This is a genomic window from Chromobacterium vaccinii (assembly GCF_000971335.1).
GTDB classification, from domain to species: domain Bacteria; phylum Pseudomonadota; class Gammaproteobacteria; order Burkholderiales; family Chromobacteriaceae; genus Chromobacterium; species Chromobacterium vaccinii.
Genome location: NZ_JZJL01000010.1, coordinates 98622 through 119601 on the forward strand (window position 1 = coordinate 98622; position 20980 = coordinate 119601).

Below are 20980 nucleotides of genomic sequence, written 5' to 3' on the forward strand. Positions count from 1 at the left end.
CCTATCCAATCAAAATTTCCGCCTGGGCGTCACACCTGCATCCGCATGACTTCCTGATAGGCTTCGAGAACCTTGTTCCGCGCCTGCATGAACAGTTCGAACTGCATGCGGGTTTCTTCCATCTTCAACATCACCTGATGCAGGCTGCCCGCCTGCCCGGTCGCGACATCGTTAAGCAAGGTTCCCAGCGAGTTTTCAGACTTCTCCAACTGAGTCAGCACGTTTTCGAAACCGCTGGCCGGCCCCGGCTTGGCGGCTCCGGCCGCCGACAGGGAGTCGGCGAACGCGCTGCCGGCGATGGCCTCTATCATTGCTTGCCTCCTATATCCAATGCCTTCTGCATCATCGAGCGGGCGGCATTGAAAGCCGTCACGTTCGCCTCGTACGAGCGGACGGCCATGGTCATCGCGAACATTTCCTCCAGCGTGTTCACGCCGGCGTACTGCACATAGCCCTGGGCGTCGGCCAGCGGGCTGGATGGATCCAGCACCTTGCGCGCCGGCGCGTCGGACTCCACCACCGCGGCGCGCACGCCGCCCGGCGGCGGCTGATCGGACTCGGCGCGCGACAGCGCTTGGCCGAAACCCGCGCTCACCGGCTGCACCACGACCCGCAGCGGTTTTGCCAGGGCCGCGCCCGGCGCCGCCGCCACATTGGCGTTGGCGATATTGCGCGCGGCCACTTCCGCCCGTAGCTGCTCCACATCCATGCCGCTTTGGCTGATGGCCAGCGATTGCCAGATCCCGGGCATTTAGCGCCTCCCGTCCGACACCACCAGCTGCATGATGGCCAGTTGCTTGTTGATGCCCTTGATCAGGGTCTGATAACGCAACGCGGTGTCAGCCAGCTGCGAAACCTGGCGGCTAAGCTCCGCCGCCGCGCCGGACGGGCTGCCCGTCGGAGTCATCCGCGTATCGGGCAGGATGCGGGGGCCGGCGCCCTCCATGCCTTGCAATGCGGATTCGAAGTCCACGCGCAGCGGGGTGTAGCCCGGCGTATTGAGATTGGCGATGTTCTGGGCGATCACCTGCTGGCGCAGCGTCAGGCCATCCAGCGCCTGGGTCACCACATTGCTTACCGAACCGATTTGCATATCCCGTCCTAACTTATTGAATGACCAGTTCCGCATGCAGCGCGCCGGCGGAGCGAACCGCTTGCAGCACCGCGATCACGTCGCGCGGCGTGGCGCGGATGCGGTTCAATGCCGCCACCAGATCCGCGATGGTCGAGCTGCCCTTCAGGCTGATGCCCGGCAGCGGTTTTTCCTGGGCGGTGATCCGCGTCTGCGGCACCACTGCCGTCCTCACCTCGCGTCCGCCCCCCACCACCAGCGGCGGCTGCGACACCAGATAGTCGGTTTCGACGGAGATCTTCAAATCTCCATGCACCACCGTCACCGCCGACAGCATCACATTGCCGCCTGCCACTACCGTGCCGGTGCGCTCGTTCACCACCACGCGGGCGCGCTCGTCCGGCGTCACCTCGATGGCCTCGATCCGGCTGAGCAGGTCGGTCACCCCGGCGGCGGATTCTCCTCCCACCCTAATGCCCACCTTGCCTGCGCCAAGCGGAATGGCGACGCTGCGGCCCAGCTTGCGGTTGATCGCCTTCGCGACGCGCTCGGCGGTGGTGAAGTCCGGAGACGACAGCAGAAATTCCGCCATATTGTTGCGGACGAAACTGGTGGCCACAGCTTGCTCAACGATGCCTCCCGCCGGAATCTGGCCGACGGTAGGATGATTTTTCTGCACCATATTGCCGTTGCTGTCGTAGCGATAGCCGCCCACCGACAACGCGCCCTGCGCCAGCACATACACCTGGCCGTCGCTGCCTTTCAGAGGCGTTTGCAGCAAGCTGCCGCCCAGCAGGCTGCGGGCGTCGCCGACCGAAGTCACCGTCACGTCCAGCCGCGCGCCCGGCTCCAGCAAGGGCGGCATGTTCGCCGTCACCATCACCGCAGCCACGTTGCGGCTGTTCAGTTGATCCGGCCCGAGATTGACCTCGAACTGCTTCAGCATATTGGCCAGCGACTGCTGGGTCATCTGGCTGCGCGGACTGTCGCCGCTGCCGGCCAAACCCGTCACCAGGCCATAGCCGATCAGCTGGTTGTCGCGCCAGCCGCCGAAACGGCCCAGATCCTTGATGCGCTCGCCGGCCTGGGCCAGCGAGATGGACAGCACCAGCAACGCGCCGCCCTGCAGAATCCGGACCCACCACTTGTTCTTGTTCATGTCCACTCCGGCCCTATCACACAGCCTGTTTTCACAACACATCCACCATGCCAGCCCCGGCTACCCGGGTTTTGAAAACCGCCTGCTCCTTGGGACGCCTGGCGTACACCACCTCGCCCAGCGCGGCGTCTTCCATCGTCACCGCCTCCAGCTCCAGCCGGACCGGGCCGCTGTTCAAGCGGGCCACGACTCTCCCGCCCTTGCGCACCATCGGCGCGGCAGCGGCATCCGCTTCCCGCAACACGCTGCCGGCGGACAGCGCCCGCGCGGCGATCTTGTCCTCGAACCCGGACAACAACCGCCCATCGACGACGTCGGCGATGGTTCGCTCCACATTGCCCGCAGCCAGGGCCTCGCCCTTGGCGATATCCCGCCGCGCCCGCACCACGGTCCGCTCGCACGACACCTCGAACCAGACCGGCCAGCTGCCATACAGCTGCCGCCCCTCAAACACATCCAGCCACACCACCATCCGTCGCGCCAAAGCGGGCTGCGGCGACAGGCGAGCGACGATGCCGGCGCCCTGGCCCGGCAGCATCGCCGCATTCGGCAAGCCCTCCGGACGCAGCGCGGTTTTGGAGCAGAAGCTGTCCAACCGCGCCCGCAATGCCGTTTCACCTTCCTTCGCCAGCCGCTCAGCCGCGGGCTCGCCGGCTTTTCGCGTCACGCTCACCCGCTCGGGAGCCTGCAAGGTCCAGCGCGCGGCGCCGGCGCCCAGCGCCAGCTTCCAGGCGGCCTGCAAACGCGCGCCGGGGATATCCCGCCTTTCGCCCGCCCGCAAATCGCCTATCAGCACCTTGGCGGCGGCCTGAACGCGCCACTCCTCGGCTGCAGGCCCGCTTACCAATTGCGCCAAGCTGACCGACCGCCCCTCCACCTCGACCGAGGCCGGAACGACCAGCGCCTCCGCCGCGGCGGCGCCCGCCCATGCGGCCAGCAGCAGCGGCAGCGCGCGCATCAACCGCGGCGCAGATTGTTGGTGATGGACTGCATTTCGTCGGCGGCCTGGATGATGCGGGAACTCGCCTCAAAGGCCCGTTGGGCCAGCATCATGTTGACCAGCTCGTCCGCCATCTTCACGTTGGAGCCTTCCAGATATTTCTGCGCCAGCTTGCCGCGGCCATCCTCGGCTGCCCGGCCCATCTGCGCCGCGCCGGATTGCTCGGTCGGCAGATACAGGCCCTCGCCCACCGGCTTCAATCCAGCCGGATTGCTGAACATGGCCAGTTCGATCTTGCCGAGCTCCAAGGTCTGCCCATCCGCGGTCACCGCGGAAACCAGGCCGTCTTCGCCGACTTTCAACGTGCGGGTGTCCTTCGGCAAGGTGATGGCCGGGTCTAGCGTCTGGCCGCCGCGCAGCTGCAGCAGGCCATCCTCGCTGACGCGCAGCGAACCCAGCCGGCTATAGGCCAGCGAGCCGTCCGGATTGCTGACGGCGACGAAACCGTCGCCATTGATCGCGACGTCGAAATCCGACTCGGACGGGCGCAGGTCGCCCTGGCTGAAAACCTTTTCCACCGCGCTCAGCCGGGTGCCCAGGCCCTGCCTGACGACGCCGGGCGCTTCGCCCTGGGCCGCCGCCTGCTGCGCCGCCTCGCGGTACATCAGGTCGTCGAACACCGCCTGCGAACGCTTGTATGCCGGCGTGTTCATGTTCGCCAGGTTATTGGCCACCGCCTCCAGACTGCCTTGTTGGGCCGCCATGCCGGTCGCGCCCACGTACAGTGCGTCAATCACGATTCCATCCTTGCTTCAATGCCTTCAAAATTCGCCCAGGGTCTTCAATGCCTTGTCCCAGACAGCGTCCATGCCCTGCACCGCTTTTTGCACCGACTCGAAATGCCGCGTCGCCTCCATCATCTCCACCATTTCCCGAGTAGAGTTGACGTTGGACATCTCCAGGAAACCCTGACGCAGCCGCCCCGCGCCGCCCAGATCCTTGGGATCGGCCATCGCGCCGCGCACCCGGTACAGGCCGTTGCCCGTCGCCTCCAGCAGCGCGTCCTTGGCCGGGTAAACCAGCTTGATGCGGGCGACGTTCTGCTCGCCCTGGAACACCTGGCCGCGGTCATCCACCCGGAACGCGCCGGGTTTCAGAAATATCTCGCCCTGCTCGCCCTCAAGCGGCAAGCCGGACTGCGTCAGCACCAGCCGTCCGCGGCTGTCCAGCCGCAGCGCGCCTCCTCGGCTGACATAGCTGTTGCCGTTTTCCGAGGCGGAGAAGTAACCGGCGCCTTCTATCGCCAGATCCATGTCCGACCCGGTGCGGCTCAGCGCGCCCTGTCGCGTATCGGCCAACGGACCGGACTGCAAATCCCCGCCCAGCGTGAATTGGCGCTTGAAGCCTGCGGTGTTGCTGTTGGCCATGTTGTGCGCCACGGTGTTCACCCGGTTCACATCGGCCTGCATCGACGCCGCCATCACGCTCATCAATTCGCTCATCTCGCCATCCCGTCAAAACGTTACCGCGGCAAAAGATTTCAACCCGACGCCCGGCGGCACCTCGCTCAGCGCCAGCACGTGCAGATGGGGGATCATGCGCTCGGTCAGCTTGCGCAGATTGGCGCGCACCTCCGGCGCGCACAGCACCACCGGCATGCGGTTGGCGCCCGCCATCTTCTCTGATTCGGCCAGCATCTTTTTCAGCAGCTGCTCGGCGAAGCGCGGGTCCAGCGCCAGCGACGACGCGCCGCTTTCGCTGCGACGCAGTCCGTCGTACAAGGTCTGCTCGATGCCGCCGTCCAGCGTGATCACGTGCAGCGCGCCATCGCCGTCCACCAGCGGCGCGCAGATCACATTGCCCAGCCGCTGGCGCACCCGGGAGGTGAGCTCGTCCACATCCTTGCCGGCGCGCCCCGCGTCCACCAATACTTCCAAAATGGTGTCCAGCCGGCGGATGGAAACCTTCTCTTGCAACAGCGCCTGCAGCACCTTCTGGATGTCGCTCAGCGTCATCACGTTCGGCACCAGCTCGTCCACCAGGCTTTCCTGGCTTTGCCGCAGGTGCCGGACCAGCCGCTCCACTTCGTCCCGGGTCAGCAGCGCGGCCGACTGGCGTTTGACGATTTCCGAAAAGTGGGTCATGAACACGGTCGCGGCGTCCACCACCGTGTAGCCGGATTCGCGCGCCCGGCTGCGCTGGGCGTCCTGAATCCATATCGCCGGCAGGTTATAGGCGGGATCGGTAGTGGGCTTGCCTTCCAGCTTGGCGCGCTCGCCGCCTGGATGGATGGCAAGCCAGCATCCCGGCTCCAAGCGTCCCTCGCCCACTTTTCCGCCTTGCAGATGGATCTGGTAGGCGCCGTCGTGCAGCGTCTTGCTTTCTCTTACCTTCATCTTGGGCAGCACCAGGCCAGAATCCAGCATGTACTGCTTGCGGAACAGGGAAATCCGCTCAAGCAGAATGCTGCCGTCCTGCCCCATCAAGGGCGCCAGCTCGGGCGACAGCTCGATAGACAGCAAGTCCACTTTCAATTCGTCATATAGAGACGCATCCCCTGCCGCCTCTTCCGCCTTTTCGGCAGACGCGTCCTCGTCATCGCTTTCCGGCTTGCGGACCTTGCGCAGCAGCAAGCCGCCTGCCAGGAACATCGCCGCCAACAACAAGGCGGGGAAGGCCGGCAGACCAGGCAGGAACGCAATGAGGAAAAACGCGCCCGCCAGCATCAACAGAATATTGGGATAAGCGGTGAACTGGCCGAGCACTTCGCTGCTCAGCCGGCCGTCGGATGCGGAGCGAGTGATGATGATGCCGGTGCCCACCGAGATGACCAGCGCCGGCACCTGAGTGACAATGCCGTCGCCGATGGTCAGCAGGGTGTAGGTCTGCAGCGCCTCCTGCCAGGGCAGGCCGTGCTGCGCCACGCCCACCGCGAAGCCGCCGATCACGTTGATCAGCATGATGATGATGCCGGCAACGGCGTCGCCCTTGACGAACTTGCTGGCGCCGTCCATCGCGCCATAGAAGCCAGCTTCCTTTTCCAGCTCCTTGCGGCGGCGCTGCGCCTCGGCCTGGTCGATGAAACCCATGTTCAGATCGGCGTCGATGCTCATCTGCTGGCCCGGCATGCTGTCCAGCGTGAAGCGGGCGGCCACCTCGGCCACGCGCTGCGCGCCGCTGGTCACCACCACGTACTGGACCACCACCAGGATAAGGAACACGATCACGCCGATCACGTAATTGCCGCCCACCACGTAGGAGCCGATGGCGCCGATCACGCGGCCGGCCTCGCCGTCGGACAGGATCAGGCGCGTGGCGGACACGTTCAGCGACAGGCGGAACAGCGTCGCGATCAACAATACCGAGGGGAAGGTGGAGAAATCCACCGGCTTTCGCACATAGAAGGTAAGCAGCAGCACGAACAGCGCCAGGCTGAAATTGCCCAGCAGCAGCGCGTCCAGCACCCTTGCCGAAACCGGCGTGAAAAGGACGAACAGAATGCCGACCATCAGCAAGATGATCGAAACATTCGCCCCTTCCTTGAACAACTTGACCAGACTACTCATCTAACCGCCATTGCGACGCCGCTCCCAATCGAGCGGCTCAGCCCTTCTTCACCCGAAACGCCCAGACCAGCGCCTTTGCCACTGCGCCGAAATAAGCGTCGGGAATCCACTCGTCCACATCCACATCGCGAAACAGTCCACGCGCCAGCGGCTTGTTTTCCAAGATCGGCACGCCATGCCGCCTGGCTGTTTCTTTCATTTTCAACGCCATCTCGCCCGCGCCTTTCGCCAGCAGCATGGGCGCGGCCATCTCGCCCCGCTTGTACTGGATGGCCAGCGCCAAATGGCGCGGATTCACCACCAGCACGTCCGCCTCTTTCACCCGCGACGCCGAACGCGTCTTTTGCAGGAATTGCTGGCGGATCTCCTTCAGCTTGGACTTGATCCGCGGATCGCCCTCGCGCCGTTTGTATTCTTCTTTCACTTCGCGTTTGGACATCTTCAGCTTCTTGCTCAGCGTCCGCTTCACAAACAGCCAGTCCGCGGCGGCCACCACCAGCATGGCCAACGCCATGTAACGCAACACCTGCAGCAGCGCCGCGCCAGTGGCGTCCGCCACCCGCCCCGCGCCCGCTCCGGTCAGCAGCATCCAGTCCGGCAGCATGCCGCGGATGATCCAGTACAAGGCCAGCGAAAACGCCAGGAACTTGACGCTGGACTTGGCCGCTTCAAACAGCGAGCGCAGCGTGAACAAACGCTTGAAGCCTTCCAGCGGGTTCAGCTTTTCCCAATCCGGCTTCAACGGCGCAGCGGAAAACACCAGGCCTACCTGGGCCGCCCCCGCCAACGCCGCGGTCAATGCCAGCAGAAACCACAAGGGTGCCATGGTCCGGAACAGTTCAACACCCAGATTCCGCATCCAGACCGACAGCGCATCCTGCGAAAACGACCACTCTCCGGCATGAGACAGCAGCGATGCGAAAATACCCAGGCAATGGCGGGCCATGCCCGGCCCCAGGGTCATCAGCGCCAGCAGCAGCGTCAACGCCGACACCGCGCCCAGCACATCCTGGCTGCGCGCCACCGACCCTTTCTTGCGGGCTTCCTCGCGTTTATGCGGCGTCGCTTCTTCCGACCGGTCCTGTTCCTGCTCCGCCACCGCCTAGCCTCCGAAAGCCGCCAGATAATCCAGCATCGAGGCCAGCCAGCGCTCAAAAAAACCGCCCAGCCGCGGCAGCATCACCGCCAATAGGGCCAAGCCCACGCCCACCTTCACCGGCATCGCCATCACAAAGGCGTTGAACTGCGGCATCGAGCGGGACATCAGCGCCACGCCGACATCAATGGCGAACAGCGCGATCAACAATGGCGCCGCCAAAGACAGCGCCAGCAAAAACAACACGCCAAACTGCGCCACCGCCCGCTCGGCTAGCATCAGGCTGACCGGCTGCCCCACCGGCAGGCTTTCCAACAGAAACGCCATCGCCTGCAGCAACATGTGATGGCCGTTCACCGCGTACACATAAGCCACGGCCAGCAACTCAAACGCCAAACCCATCGCCGAACTGGATTGCTTGGTCATGGGATTGATCACGCTGGACAGGCCAAAGCCGATCTGGGTATCCAGCAAGCGCCCCGCGAACGCCAGCGCGCCAAACGCGCACTGCACGCCAAAGCCGAGCAGCGCGCCGATGAACAGCTCCGTCAGAGCCTGCCCGGCCAATACCCACCCGCTCGTCGGCACCGCCAGCCGCAGTTCGAGTCCATAAGCCATCAGCGCCGCCAGGCTCAAGCCCAGCAAGCCGCGCACCACGCCCGGCACGTTGGCGGTGGCGAGCACCGGCGTCAGCAGCAGCACCGGCGCCAATCTCACCGACAATAGGAAAGCCGCGTACAACCAACCGATATCCAGCGGAAAAGACATAGGGAAGGCTTCAGAACAGCGACGGAATGCTGCTGATCACCCCTGAAGCGTAATTGACCAATGATTTCAACATCCACGGGCCAAACAGCAGCAAGGCGGCAAACACAGCCAACAACTTGGGCACAAAAGCCAGCGACGCATCCTGAATCTGGGTCACCACCTGGATCACGCTCACCAGAATCCCCACCACCAGGCTGAACAACAGCACCGGCGCGGCAATGGCCAGCGCCATCCACATCATCTGCGACATCAACTGCAGCGACTGATCGCCCGTCATCCCCATCCATCCTTAACACATCAACCCTGACTGGCCGCGCATCAACAGTCGACCCAGCAGTCAAGCCATATAAATACGAAAGGTATTGATATTAACAATATTCACACTTCTTCACAATATCTTAATGTAATATTTTCTCAATAAATGATATTCAATCTGACATAGCATTGATTCTCAACGTAATTTTGCTACATGTAAATGTGGCAAGCCTGCCACCTCAAAAGACAGCCGTTCCGGCACACGGGCAACGGCCGATGCGGCCCAGCCCCTCGCCAAGATCCTGCTTCGTCACAGCGGCCCCTCCTCCACACGCGCCATCACCGTCGACACGGTTTGCTCCTGGCTTGCCACGAAATTTGTTAAGGAGTTCTTGAGCCAAAAGAAAACGGCGCATCGCCATTAAGGGGATGCGCCGTTTATGTGATAGATCATGCCAGCGCCGGGGCGCCAATGACCTTGTGCCAGTACCGTAGCTTGGGCTGAATTCAATGGAGCACAACGCTTACCGATAAAATACACGACCGCATAAATATTGATCGCCATAAATCGGGGTGAGTGTTGGGCTTCGCAAGCTAAGTTTAACTGACGGCGCTGTATGGAGCATTTTTCGTCTCTAGCTTGCTAAATTACCTCAAATTACAATCTCAAACCGCACCCCCACTACATTCTCTCTACCACGCTCAGAAATAATCTTGCAAAATTTTTCCCAATGAGCTAACGCATTCAGAAACTGCTCAATGGAAAACTTTTGAGGCTCGCCTTCATCGGATGAAAAATCAGGAATATTTTCATTGGAAATGAAGAGAAACCCTATCTCTGCTCGAGGCGGCCCGATCCAGACGAACTTATCATTTACGCTCCAATCTGCCAAATCTGGATCAGATCGTTCATACTTTCCACTCCGTGCAGCGACAAGAATAGCTACCAGCTTCTCAAGTTGATATGGAAGAGACTCTGCAATTAGATCAAGAAGTGTATCAGTCGTACCCCTTTCCACATCTCCTCCCTTACCTACGCAGTAAAGTTGAGGAATCAGAGAGCCACTAGGCAGCTTAAATACTTCTGCGACAATTTTCATGGTGTATAAATCGGATAACCGCGCCATAAAGGCACTTTGTTCGTTGGTGAGAAGAAACGAAAGTCGACTCCATTTGAACTTCCAAACCATTGGCCATTTGGCTGTTGAGACCGCCCCAAAAATGCCTGACTCATCTCCCCCTTTGCCTGAGCCAAGGACCAAGAATCAGGTGTCAAACTTGAGAATCCACCATTGTTAGTCTTCATATAGAAGTTACCATCCGATCCAAGCAACCTCACCTGAGCATTAATAGTTCCATTAGCACCAACATTTTCAGTTCCAGGAACGATATTAACTACAGGTGATGTCGAGAAGTGCCCGCCTTGTGCGGTGTAACGACCGTTAGCTTTCAATACAACATCTGCTTCAATGTGTGCAAAATCGATTTGTCCACGAGCTTGTTGGTAGGCTTGTCGCAAATCAGCCCACGGTGTACCGGCTCGATTATTAACACCCATCCGTTGCAAGACCGCACGCTCTGACTCAACTACAGGACTCACAAAAACCGTGCTTGGAGCACTTTCTGGTGATACGACATATGATCGTCCAAATGGAACATACTTATCATACATCCGATCAAGCACAGGCCCAAACCCATTCCCTACCCGCCCTTCTGCAAACAGCCCCCTGCCTTCCGCGCGCAACCACGTGAACCCTGCACGAGCCGATTCTGTCAACGGCGAGTCCATCCCAAAGGAAATCACAGTCCCCGCCGTCAATGCCGCATTTACGGTCGCGGCGACACCATATCCGATAGCACTGCCATAAGATCCATTCGACCAACTTTGACGAGCGGCTTGCATATCCGTGTAGCCTATCGCACCTAATCCATAGCTTGCGAACGCCTGCCCAGCTCTTGCCGTTAGCTGCCCAGCCGCAGCCCAGTCGGGATACCCATCCATAACGCCCAAATCACGGCCCGCATAGCCAGCCCTGTATGAGCCCAGTGCAGTTTGGGTAGATTGACCAGCATGCTCACCATTGCCAACTATCTGCGCCGCCGCGCCGAACGTCATCAACAGCCCATCGGTGAGATTCTCAGGCGTAAACGACGATTTCAGCGATAGCAAAGGCACGCCTGCGCGGATTTTCTCTGTCAATGCCTGCTGACGCGCCGCATTCTGCGCGGCGATGCGCTGGCGGTTTTGCTTGTCCATGAACGCGCTTGCGGCGGCCAGCTCATCATCGCTATACGCGCCCTTTCCGGGGATGGCCAACGGTCGGCCCGGTCGCAGGTTGAACTGATTAACATCATTGGCCAGCGCGATTTCTGCCGCCGTGCGATCCGTATTGCGCGCAATGCTGGTGAACGTATCGCCTTTCCGCACGATATACCGGGTCGGTCCCTCATCCCCACGCTCCGGCATCAATGCCCAATCGTCTCCCCGGAAGCCCAAGGCCCGGGCCGTGGCATCGTCGGCAACCGGCGGTTTCAGATCATAGGCTTCGTTGTAAGAGAAGAGTCCTCTTGCCGCATCAGCCTTCGAGAAACGATCCCGCTCCGTAGCCTGCAAACTGCCTACCACCTGATCGCCCACCGCGCTGCCAAACGAGTTGGCCGCCAGACTGCTCCAGTTCGGCTGATGATCGTTGCCCAACACCGACTGGATGGCGCCGCCGGCCATGCCCCGCATCGTGCCATAGCCGATGTTGGCAAGCGGATTGGTTTCCACATCTGGCTTGATGCCGCTTGTCGCCCAAGCCGCCACGCCCGAGGCCGCCACCGAGGTCCAGCTGAACGACTTTTGCATCCCCGTCGCCATCGCCACGCCTTGGGTGGCGGCGTTCACCGCCATCGTTCGCGCGACGGTAGCGCCCATCTCCTTACCGGCAAAAGCAGATGGCCCATACCCGCCGGCCAATCCGGCAGTAGCCGCTGTGGAGAAGGCTGACAAACCGACTTGTCCCCATGAGAACTTGTCCTGCATGCCCATCGCCATCGCGACGCCTTGGCTAACGATAGAGCCGACCGCGCCAGCAATGCCCGCAGCAGCCAAGGCACCTAAAGTACTTGCGCTCGTCAGCACCGCCATCCCCGATGCCATGACACCGGCCGTGCTTACCAAGGTTGGGGCCAACAGTGGCGCCAAGGCCCCTGCAGTAAACACCACCGCCACTACCGCCACTACCGCGACCAGAATCATCCCGAAGCCGCCGCAACCACCGCCTCCCGGCGGGGGCGGCGGCGGCGGCGGTTCCGGCAGCGTCGGCGTCACGTCGCCGATCGCTTCGCCCGGGCTGTACACCCGATAGGTGCCGCTGTTGTTGTGGAAGTTGGTGACCTTGTTCGGCACCCGCAGCACTTGGCCCGCCTTCAGCGTTTCCGTGCCTTGCAGGCCGTTGGCGTCGGCCAGCAGATACCACAGCGCGCGGTCGCCCCACAGATTGGCGGCGATCACTTGCAGCGTGTCGCCTTCGCGCGCGGTGACGCTGCCCGGCGCTTGCGCCGGGTAGTTGGGGCCGATCGGTTCGTAGTTCTGGTCGAAGTCGGCGCTGCTCACCGCCACGCCGAAGCGGTATTGGTCTTTCTTATTGCCCAGGCTGGTCTGCGCCAGCGCCTGGGCGAAGTCGACCCGGCTGGGGCCGTCGTTGCCGACCGCGCCCACTTGCTTGCCGTCGACGTAGTAGTAGTCCTGCTTCTTGTAAACGCTTTGCTTGTCGATTTCTTCGCGTCGGATCACCACGCCCTGGGCGTCGTTGACGTAGCGCAAGCTGCGCTGGCCTTTCTCGTCGATGGCCTCTTTCAGGTGGCCGTTGACGTCGTAGGTCAGGTGCGAGATGCCCGGCTGCCAGCCCGGCGCGTCCTTGTTGTACGGCTGGGCGGTGATGGTGGACTGCTTGGCGTCGTCCCACCACTCGTAGCCGTAGTAGGTAGTGGTGGTGGTGCCCTTGCTGACCTGGGTGGTGGTTTTGACCGTGCCGTCGTTCATCAGGTCATAGGTCGTGGTGGCGCCATCCGCCACCTGGCGCGCGATTTTGCCGTCGCCGTCGTAGTCGGTGTGGGTCTGGCTGGCCTTGCTGCCGCCGTCGCCGTTCTTCCAATCGTAGCTGGCGGAGTCGGTGACGCGGCCCAGCAGGTCGTTGTCGCGATGGAAGGCGGTTTTGCCATTGATCTGGGTATCGACCAGATAGCCGTCGGCGGTGTAGCTGTAGGTTTCCACCGTGCCGTCGCTGCCGTTGGTGACTTTGGCGCGCTGGCCGAAGCCGTCGTACTCGACGCTGACGCCGCGGCTGCCGCGCGCCAGATTGCCGGATGCGTCGCGGCTGCCCTGGCTCAGCGTGAAGCGGTTCATCGCGTCGTAGTCGTACCAGTTGTCCTGCACCTGACGGCTGCCGTCCTTGCCGTCCTGGTACACGCTGTAGACGCGCTGGCGGTTGCCGACGGCGTCGTACTGGTAGCGGCTGAGGAAGCGCGGATCTTTGATTTCGATCACCCGGCCGCGCTCGTCGTAGCGCAGCGTCGATTGCTGGTAGAAGGTCAGGCTGTTGCGGTTCGGGCCGTTGGCATAGGCTTCGTAGGTCTTGCGGCCGTCGTCGTCGTAGCCGTACAGCGTGTACTGGTGCGCCGCGCGGTCTTCGATGCCCTGCAGATTGCCGTTGCCGTAGTAGGTGTAGACGATGTTCTGGCCGTTGCTGGACGACTGCGTCGCCAGTTGGCCGGCGTTGTTGTACTGGTATTGCGTCACCCGGCCGCCCAGGTCGCGGTGCTCGGCCTTGAGGCCGAACAGGCTGGTGGCGTCCTGCATCGTCATCTGGTTGGCGTTGGTGGTGGTCATGCGCCAGCCGCCCACCACGATGCCGCCGGCGCCCTTCAGTTGGGTGTCCCAAACATAGCTGTAGCTGGTATGGCGAGTCGCCGCGCTGGCGGTGTCCAACACTCGGCCCAGGCTGTCGTAGCGGGTGGTGTCGGTCAGCACGTCGCTGCCGTTGCTGGTGGTGCGGTGGCCGATGCGCTGGCCGGCGCTGTCGTAGTCGTACTCGTCGTAACCGCGCTTGCCATTCGCGCCCGGCGCGCGGTCCAGCCGCTTCAGGCGGCCCAGCTTGTCGTAGGCGTAGTCCTGCTGGCGCTGGCCGTTGACGGTCTGCGTGCGCAGATTGCCCAGCTGGTCGTAGCCCATCTCCTTGCTGCCGCCATCGGCGTGGCGCTCGCGCAGCACCTTGCCCTGGCCGTCCTGGCTGCCGGCCAGCCAGCGTTGCTTGTTCTCATGGTTGTTGGCGTCGACGGTGGACACCAGATTGCCCATCGCGTCGTAGCCGTAGCGGGTGACGGCCTCGTCGCCCAGCTTGTCGCTGCCATCGGCGTTCTTCAGCGCATTGCCGTCGTCGTCGCGCAGGCGCAGCCGCGCCTCGCGCTTGGCCACCAGCTTGCCGGCGGCGTTGTAGTCGGAAACGGTGGCGTTGCCGACGCCGTCGGTTTCGCTGACCACTTCGCCGAAGGCGTTGTAGGCCTGGCGACGGACGACGGTGGCGTTGTACAGCGATTTATTCACCACCCATTGCAGCGATTGGCCGTTGATCTGGCTGCTGTTGCTGCCGCGGTGGATATAGCCGCTGGTTTCCAGCGCCGAGCCGTCGGCGCCGTTGACCACCGCGCCGGCGGCGTCGCGCAGGATGAAGCGGTATTCGTAGTCGCCTTCTTTCCAGTTATCGACGTTGAGCAGGAAGGTGCCGGCGGCATTGCGCGGGATCTGGGTCTGCAGCCAATCGCCGTTGCCGCCCTTGACGCGGTAGCTCAGGTCCAGCCGCGCGGCGCTGGGCTGCTTGGGATCGAATTCCACGCCCAGCGGCAGGATCAGGCCGGAGTTTCGATCCAGCTTGACGTCTTGGTTAGATCCCAGCGCCATTTGGCCGAGCAGGCGGTTGATCAGCGCGCCGCCGGCGTCGAAGATCTGGTATTCGAATTCGTAGTTGCCGGCCGGCGCGCCGTTCTCGCCGGTGTCCCAGTCGAAGCGGCCCGGGCCGTCGGCGCTCTTGGTCAGCGCCTTGGTGAGGTAATCGCCCTGGCTGCCGGCCAGGCGATAGCGCACCACGCCGCTGGCCGCCAGCGCGGACTGGTTGCTCAGGTGGACGATCTGCGTCTGGCTGCTCCACGGTGTCGGCTGGGTCACCGACTGCGGCTCTCCCAGTTTGAAACTACCGACGATTTTATTCAGCGTCTCTGGGGAAAGCAGTACCCACTTAGGCTTGGGTACCCGCCCCATGATTCCGAAATCTTGCCACCCACCCGATAAGAACTCAACCTGATACTCATACTCAACTCCTGAATCCAAAGCATACTGCTTGGGATCCAAGATAAATCTCCCTCCTTCCAACAACGGCGATGGGCGATCAAATTTGAACACCTGCCCCCACTCGCCACCCTTTCTACGGAATCTAATATTAGCCTGAACAGCAGACGGATCCACCCCATAAAAACTAATCGTTCCATCTTCTAACATGAAAGTCGATTCGGCGCTTCGAAACTGTCCATTCGCGTCCCTTACGGGAGTCACAGACGGCGCGCTGTCATTCAATGTCATCTGTCCCTGACCGCTGTTCTTGACATTGCCGGCGGCGTCCAGCGCCAGATAGCGATACTCGTAATTGCCGCGCGCCATGCCGGACCAGTCGTAGGCGAACCAGCCGGCTACGTTTTGGCCGTTGATCTGCATCGGCGGGATATTGGCAATAGCCCAACCAGCTGAACTACCTACAGGACGAGTGAGCAATAGTAATCTATTAACATCTTGCGACACCCCCCGAAAATTTATTTTCTTTGCATCAAGAACTGCAGCTGGCCATTTGATTGCCTGTATTTCGGCCTTTCCCTGTAGCATTTGTGGAAGCAACATATAGTCTTGCTGAATTGTATACACTGCCGGCTTATCAGCCTGCATAGACGCAACAAGAATTTCCACATTATCTATTTGCTTATAAATCTCCAAAGAAATAAAAACGGAAGTAGGTAAATTTGTTACGCCCAACTCCCTAACTTTCATTGGCTCCCCTGTCACCACATTTGCCATTGGCACTTGTGCCAACACAAATCCGCCATTATGAGTATAATAATTCCCAACATACACATCATCCGGCAGTGGATACCCCGGAATCATAATCCATGGTGGTTGAACTGCTTTGACCTTAATATGAATCGCACCAGAGCCAAGCTCTGGCATTATAGAATCCAAAACCAATCCAAACTGCAAGTCCGCCACTAACCGCCTATCCCAGTACAGCCCATTAGGCCCCTTAACAGAATAATCACGTGCATTGTAAAAATTCGCCCCCACAATAGAGACCCGCCCCCCGCTACCGATAGATACAGTCCCACCTGCCACCGGATTCGCCGTCCCACCTTGCCGCTTCGGCACCGCCCCCACCGTCACCACATCGCCATTACCGGTCAGCGGCTTCGCCACTTCCCACGCCTTGATCTGCACCGACTGCGAGTCGGTCGCGTTGGCGATGCGCGGCTGGTAGGTCGCCACGTGCTGGTTGCGCGCGTCGTAGTCGTCCAGCTTCAAGCGGTAGTCGTTCAGGTATTGCTGGTAGTTGGCGCCCTGGGTGTCGGACAGCCGGTTCAGCACTGTCTGCAAGTCCTGGCTGCGCAGCAGGTCCTGGCTGTCGGCGCCGGACTCCACCGTCATGGTCGCGTTGCCGTTGGCATCGTAGCCGTACAGCTTGGTCACCCCGCCGGCGTTGCCGCGAGTCAGTCGACCGGCGCCGTCGTATTCGCTGAACTCCTGCCAGTCGCCCTGGCGGTTGAGGCTGGTGCGCTTGTTGGTCACCTGGCCCCAGGCGTTGTAGCGGGTTTCGCTGACCAAGCCGCTGCCCACGTCCTGCTTGACGCTTTGCTGCTTGGCGGCGGTGTAGGCGTACAGCGTCACGTCCTGGCCGCCGGCCGCTTCCTTGCGGTCGCGACGGGTGCGGCTGATGTTGCCGACGGCGTCGTAGTCGTACCAAGTGACATTGCCTTCGGCGTCCTTGGTCCAGTCAGCGCGGCCGCCGGCGCCGTAATGGGTCTCGCTGAACACGCCGTCGACGCCGGCCTTGCGCACCTGCGTCGCCTGGCCCAGGCCGTTGTAGACGGTGTCGGTGGTCGGCCGTACCATCTGGCCGGCTTGATTGGCGAAGGCGGCTTCTTCGCGATGAATCTCGCGGCCCAGCTTGTCATAGCCGATGTCGGTGACGCCATTCTTGGCGTCGGTCTTGCGGTCCACCAGGCCCAGCGCGTTGTAGTGGTATTGGGTGCGCACTACGCCGGTCTGCAACGTCTGCTGGATGGCGTCGTCCTTGGCCGCGCCATTGAAGTCGGCCTGGTTGTAATAGGCGACGTTGAGGCGGCGCTCTTCCTTCACCCGGCCCAGCAGGTCGTAATCGAACTCGCTGATCCGGTCCTGGGCGTCGGTTTTCAGCCGGGCCTTGACCGCGTCCAGCGTGTCGCCGTCGGCCGGCGCGCCGATGGCGGCGGCGTAACGGGTTTCGCGCAGCGGTTTGCCGGCGCTGTTGTAGTCCCAGGCCACCGCGTAGCCGGCGGCGTCCACTTCCAGCAGCTTGCGGCCGGCCTTGTCGAAATAGCGGCGCACGCTGCGGCCAGTCTTGTCGCGCGCCTGCGCCAGGTTGCCGTTGGCGTCGGTCTCGCGGATCACGTTGCCGTTGGCGTCATAGTCGCGGCTGGTGACCAGGTCGCTGGTCAGGATGTCGTAGTTGCTCTTGGCGCCGTTATCGTCGCCCGGCTGGCGATGCAGCGCGATCACCTGCTGATTGGGCACGATGGTGCGCTTGAGCCGGTTGTTGTTGTCGTACTCAAACTGGGTGATCCGGCAGTTGCCGTCCGCCGGTTGCGGCGCGCCGCCGTCGGCGGGCAGGCCCACCGCGGTGGCGTACACGCGTTGTTCGATGACGTTGCCGGCGCCGTCGTAGGCCCAGGTCGTCACATAGCCGTCGCCGTTGCGCTCGCGCACCTTGCGGTTCTGGCTGTCGTAGGCGCTGCGGGTGACGTTGCCATTGGCGTCGGTGAACTCGACCAGGTTGCCGGCCGCGTCGTAACGGCGGGTTTCGGTGGGGGCGACATCCGCCTCAAGCGGTTTGAGATCTGCGCCGGTCAGGGTGTAGGTATGCACGACATCGCCGCGCTGGCTGACCAGGCGGTTCAGGCTGTCGTAGCCGTAGCTGGTGCGGCGCTGTTCCGGCTGCCCCTCGGCTTCCACTTGCAGCGTGCGGTTGCCGAAGGCGTCGTATTCGAAGCGCTTGACGCTGAGCACGGTCGCCCCGTCGCGGCCGGTTTCCTTCAGCACGCGGCCGGCGGCGTCGTAGTCGTAGCTGAACACCGCCCCCAGTTGATTGGTGTAGGTCGCCTTGTTGCCGAAGGCGTCGTAGATCATGCTTTCGACGCCGCCTTCGGCGTCGGTGATCTTGGTCTGCCGGCCCAGCGCGTCGTAGTCGATCCGGCTGACGGCGTCGCGCTTGGCGTCGGCGGCCACGGTCGGCAGGATGCCGATCTGCAGCGCGGCCGGATCGACGGCGTTGGCGTAGCGGGTGACGGCTCGGGCGTTGCCCAAGGCGTCATAGTCGGTGCGGGTGGCGCCGCCTTCCGGGTCCACCTGCAGGATGCGGCGGCCCAGCGCGTCGAAGTAGAAGTAGCCGGCGTTGCCGCGCGGGTCGGTGATCTTGACCGCGTTGCCGAAGGCGTCGTAGTCGGTGACGGTGGCGTCGCCTTCGCCGTGGGTTTCCTTATGCACCCGGCCCAGCGCGTCGAACTCGCGGCTGGTGAGGTGGTGGTTGCCGTCCCACTCTTTCACCCGGTTGCCGTAGGCGTCCAGTTCGTAGCGGACGGTCTGGGCTTGACTGATGCCGTCGCCCTTGCTGACCGACAGCAGGCGGCCGGCGGCGTCGTAGGCGTTCACGGTCACCCGGTCGCGCGCCAGGTCAGACAGCGTCGGCAGGAAAGCCGCCAGCTGGCTCGCGTCACCACTCTGCGACAGGTTCACCAGCACCGGTTCGAAGTCCGCCTCCACCACCCAGCTCTTCGCCGCCGGGTCGAACTTCTCGAACGCCTCCGCCAGCACTTCGCCGCGCTGCGCGCTGCTCACGCGCAGATCCGCATAAATCACCCCGGCTTGCGCGTCGCCGCTCTGCACCAGGTTGTACAGCAGAACCTCCATGTCGCGGGTCTGCGTCATCTTCTGCGTCAGGGTGACCGTGTGCCAACCATCGTCGCCCGCCACCGTCTGCGACACCGCGTTGTCGTAGGGATTCGGCCCCGCTGCATTGCCCAGGAACACATCGTTCTTCAGTCCCGCTGGCGCTTTGCAACGCACCGTAGCCGTCACTACATCGCCGGCGCTGAAGCTGCCCATGTATTTGACGATGTCGTGAATCCGGCCATCCGCGTTCTTGATCTTCACCCCGCGCGTCGGCACCCGATTGGCCAGTTCGCGCCTGACCGTGACATTCCCCGCCGCGTCATACTCGTACTGCGTCACCGCGCCGGCGGCGTTCACCGCGTAACTCTGCCGGCCCGCCGCGTCGTAAACGTAACGCGTCACCCGGTCGCGCGCCGGGTCAGACAGCGTCGGCAGGAAGGCCGCCAACTGGCTCGCGTCACCACTCTGCGATAGGTTCACCAGCACCGGTTCGAAGTCCGCCTCCACCACCCAGCTCTTCGCCGCCGGGTCGAACTTCTCGAACGCTTCCGCCAGCACTTCGCCGCGCTGCGCGCTGCTCACGCGCAGATCCGCATAAATCACCCCGGCTTGCGCATCGCCGCTCTGCACCAGGTTGTACAGCAGAACCTCCATGTCGCGGGTCTGCGTCATCTTCTGCGTCAGGGTGACCGTGTGCCAACCATCGTCGCCCGCCACCGTCTGCGACACCGCGTTGTCGTAGGGATTCGGCCCCGCTGCATTGCCCAGGAACACATCGTTCTTCAGTCCCGCCGGCGCTTTGCAACGCACCGTAGCCGTCACTACATCGCCGGCGCTGAAGCTGCCCATGTATTTGACGATGTCGTGAATCCGGCCATCCGCGTTCTTGATCTTCACCCCGCGCGTCGGCACCCGATTGGCCAGTTCGCGCCTGACCGTGACATTGCCCGCCGCGTCGTACTCATACTGCGTCAGCGCGCCGGCGGCGTTCATCACGTAGCTCTGACGGCCCGCCGCGTCGTACACCGTTCGGCTATGCTGATCGGCCGGATCCGCCACCAGCGCCGGCCTCCATTCGCTTGGACCCTTCGCGTCCAAACTCAATTCTTCGAACTGCGCCCTTGTCGCGAACAACCACGAGTCGGTCTCCCCGACATTGGTATTGCGCTTGCGCAGCGACACCATCCCGCGCACCGCCCCCGGCGGCGCCACGCCATCCGCCACGCAGCGCTTGTAGCCGGATAGCTGCGAGCCGCCCAAACCCTCGCCAGCGTTGCAGAACTCCGCCGTCCCTTCCGAGGTCCAGCCCAGGCACTCGCCATTCGCGTCGTACCACACAATGTGCAGCGTCACCGTCGCTCGATCCGCGCCGGTATAGGCGGAAAACGCATAGCGATGCCCCGCCTGCACCGCCATGTTCTGCGACAGCTCCTGATAGGTATCTTGCGGATCGCGTCCCGTTTGGTGCAGATAGACGGTGTTCTCCCCGGGCAAACCCTCCATCACCCGCCGTTCGGCGCTCAGGTTGACTCCGACAACCGCCCCGGCTCGCCACGCTCCGTAGCTCCAGCCTGCCATTTGATTCGCCGTCACGGGCGCAAACAGGCCGTTGCTCAGCCCATTCAAACCGATGCCTTGCGGCACCGGACCGCCGGACGCCCCCATCTCCGCCAAGGTTTTGGCATAGCGGATGGTGTCGATGACATGCCCCGCCGCGTCGTAGCGCTGCTCCGTCACCTGCCCCAGCGGGTCGATGCTGTAGCGCAGCCGGTCGTTGCCGTCGTACACGTAGCGCGTGACCTGGCCCGCCGCGTCGGTCTTGGCGGTGACGTTGCCGTTGTCGTCGTAGCCGTAGCGCGTGGTCTGCTTCAGTCCGGCCGGATCGACGGTCTCGCGAAC

At 62.6% G+C, this 20980-nt stretch carries 13 protein-coding genes; all 13 read right to left on the minus strand.

Annotated features, from left to right (window positions below; genetic code table 11):
• Positions 1-29: 29 nt before the first annotated feature.
• The gene (fliE, locus tag VL52_RS07290; protein WP_052717671.1) at positions 30-311 is read right to left on the minus strand and encodes a flagellar hook-basal body complex protein FliE; all 282 of its coding nucleotides are present in this window, start codon (positions 309-311) and stop codon (positions 30-32) included.
• Positions 308-751, minus strand: coding sequence for a flagellar basal body rod protein FlgC (gene flgC, locus VL52_RS07295; protein WP_046156410.1), 444 nt, complete (start codon positions 749-751; stop codon positions 308-310). The genes fliE and flgC overlap by 4 nt, the downstream gene beginning before the upstream one ends.
• On the minus strand, positions 752-1093 hold the full coding sequence (locus VL52_RS07300; RefSeq protein WP_046156411.1) for a flagellar basal body rod protein FlgB: 342 nt from the start codon (positions 1091-1093) through the stop codon (positions 752-754).
• 13 nt (positions 1094-1106) lie between these two features.
• Complete coding sequence (locus VL52_RS07305) at positions 1107-2231, minus strand: flagellar basal body P-ring protein FlgI (RefSeq protein ID WP_046156412.1); 1125 nt, start codon at positions 2229-2231, stop codon at positions 1107-1109.
• Between the two features lie 31 nt (positions 2232-2262).
• Positions 2263-3189 (minus strand): flagellar basal body P-ring formation chaperone FlgA, encoded by a 927-nt coding sequence (gene flgA, locus VL52_RS07310; RefSeq protein ID WP_046156413.1) that lies wholly within the window; start codon positions 3187-3189, stop codon positions 2263-2265.
• Positions 3189-3968, minus strand: coding sequence for a flagellar basal-body rod protein FlgG (gene flgG, locus VL52_RS07315; RefSeq protein WP_046156414.1), 780 nt, complete (start codon positions 3966-3968; stop codon positions 3189-3191). Before flgG ends, flgA begins: the two co-directional genes overlap by 1 nt.
• Before the next feature lie 24 nt (positions 3969-3992).
• Positions 3993-4673 carry a flagellar hook-basal body protein gene (locus tag VL52_RS07320; protein WP_046156415.1) on the minus strand — a complete coding sequence of 227 codons (681 nt, stop codon included), beginning with the start codon at positions 4671-4673 and terminating at the stop codon, positions 3993-3995.
• A 12-nt stretch (positions 4674-4685) separates the two neighbouring features.
• Positions 4686-6737, minus strand: coding sequence for a flagellar biosynthesis protein FlhA (gene flhA / locus VL52_RS07325; RefSeq protein ID WP_046156416.1), 2052 nt, complete (start codon positions 6735-6737; stop codon positions 4686-4688).
• Positions 6738-6774: 37 nt separating this feature from the next.
• Positions 6775-7836 carry an EscU/YscU/HrcU family type III secretion system export apparatus switch protein gene (locus VL52_RS07330; protein ID WP_046156417.1) on the minus strand — a complete coding sequence of 354 codons (1062 nt, stop codon included), beginning with the start codon at positions 7834-7836 and terminating at the stop codon, positions 6775-6777.
• 3 nt (positions 7837-7839) lie between these two features.
• A complete protein-coding gene (locus tag VL52_RS07335) occupies positions 7840-8601 on the minus strand; it encodes a flagellar biosynthetic protein FliR (protein ID WP_046156418.1) in 762 nt (253 codons plus the stop codon).
• 10 nt (positions 8602-8611) lie between these two features.
• The gene (fliQ, locus tag VL52_RS07340; RefSeq protein ID WP_046156419.1) at positions 8612-8878 is read right to left on the minus strand and encodes a flagellar biosynthesis protein FliQ; all 267 of its coding nucleotides are present in this window, start codon (positions 8876-8878) and stop codon (positions 8612-8614) included.
• Positions 8879-9509: 631 nt separating this feature from the next.
• Positions 9510-9956, minus strand: a complete 447-nt coding sequence (locus tag VL52_RS24455) for a hypothetical protein (RefSeq protein WP_144410183.1) — start codon at positions 9954-9956, stop codon at positions 9510-9512.
• On the minus strand, positions 9953-20980 hold an 11028-nt coding region (locus tag VL52_RS07345; protein WP_046156420.1), incomplete at its 5' end, for a LysM peptidoglycan-binding domain-containing protein. The genes VL52_RS07345 and VL52_RS24455, both read right to left, overlap by 4 nt.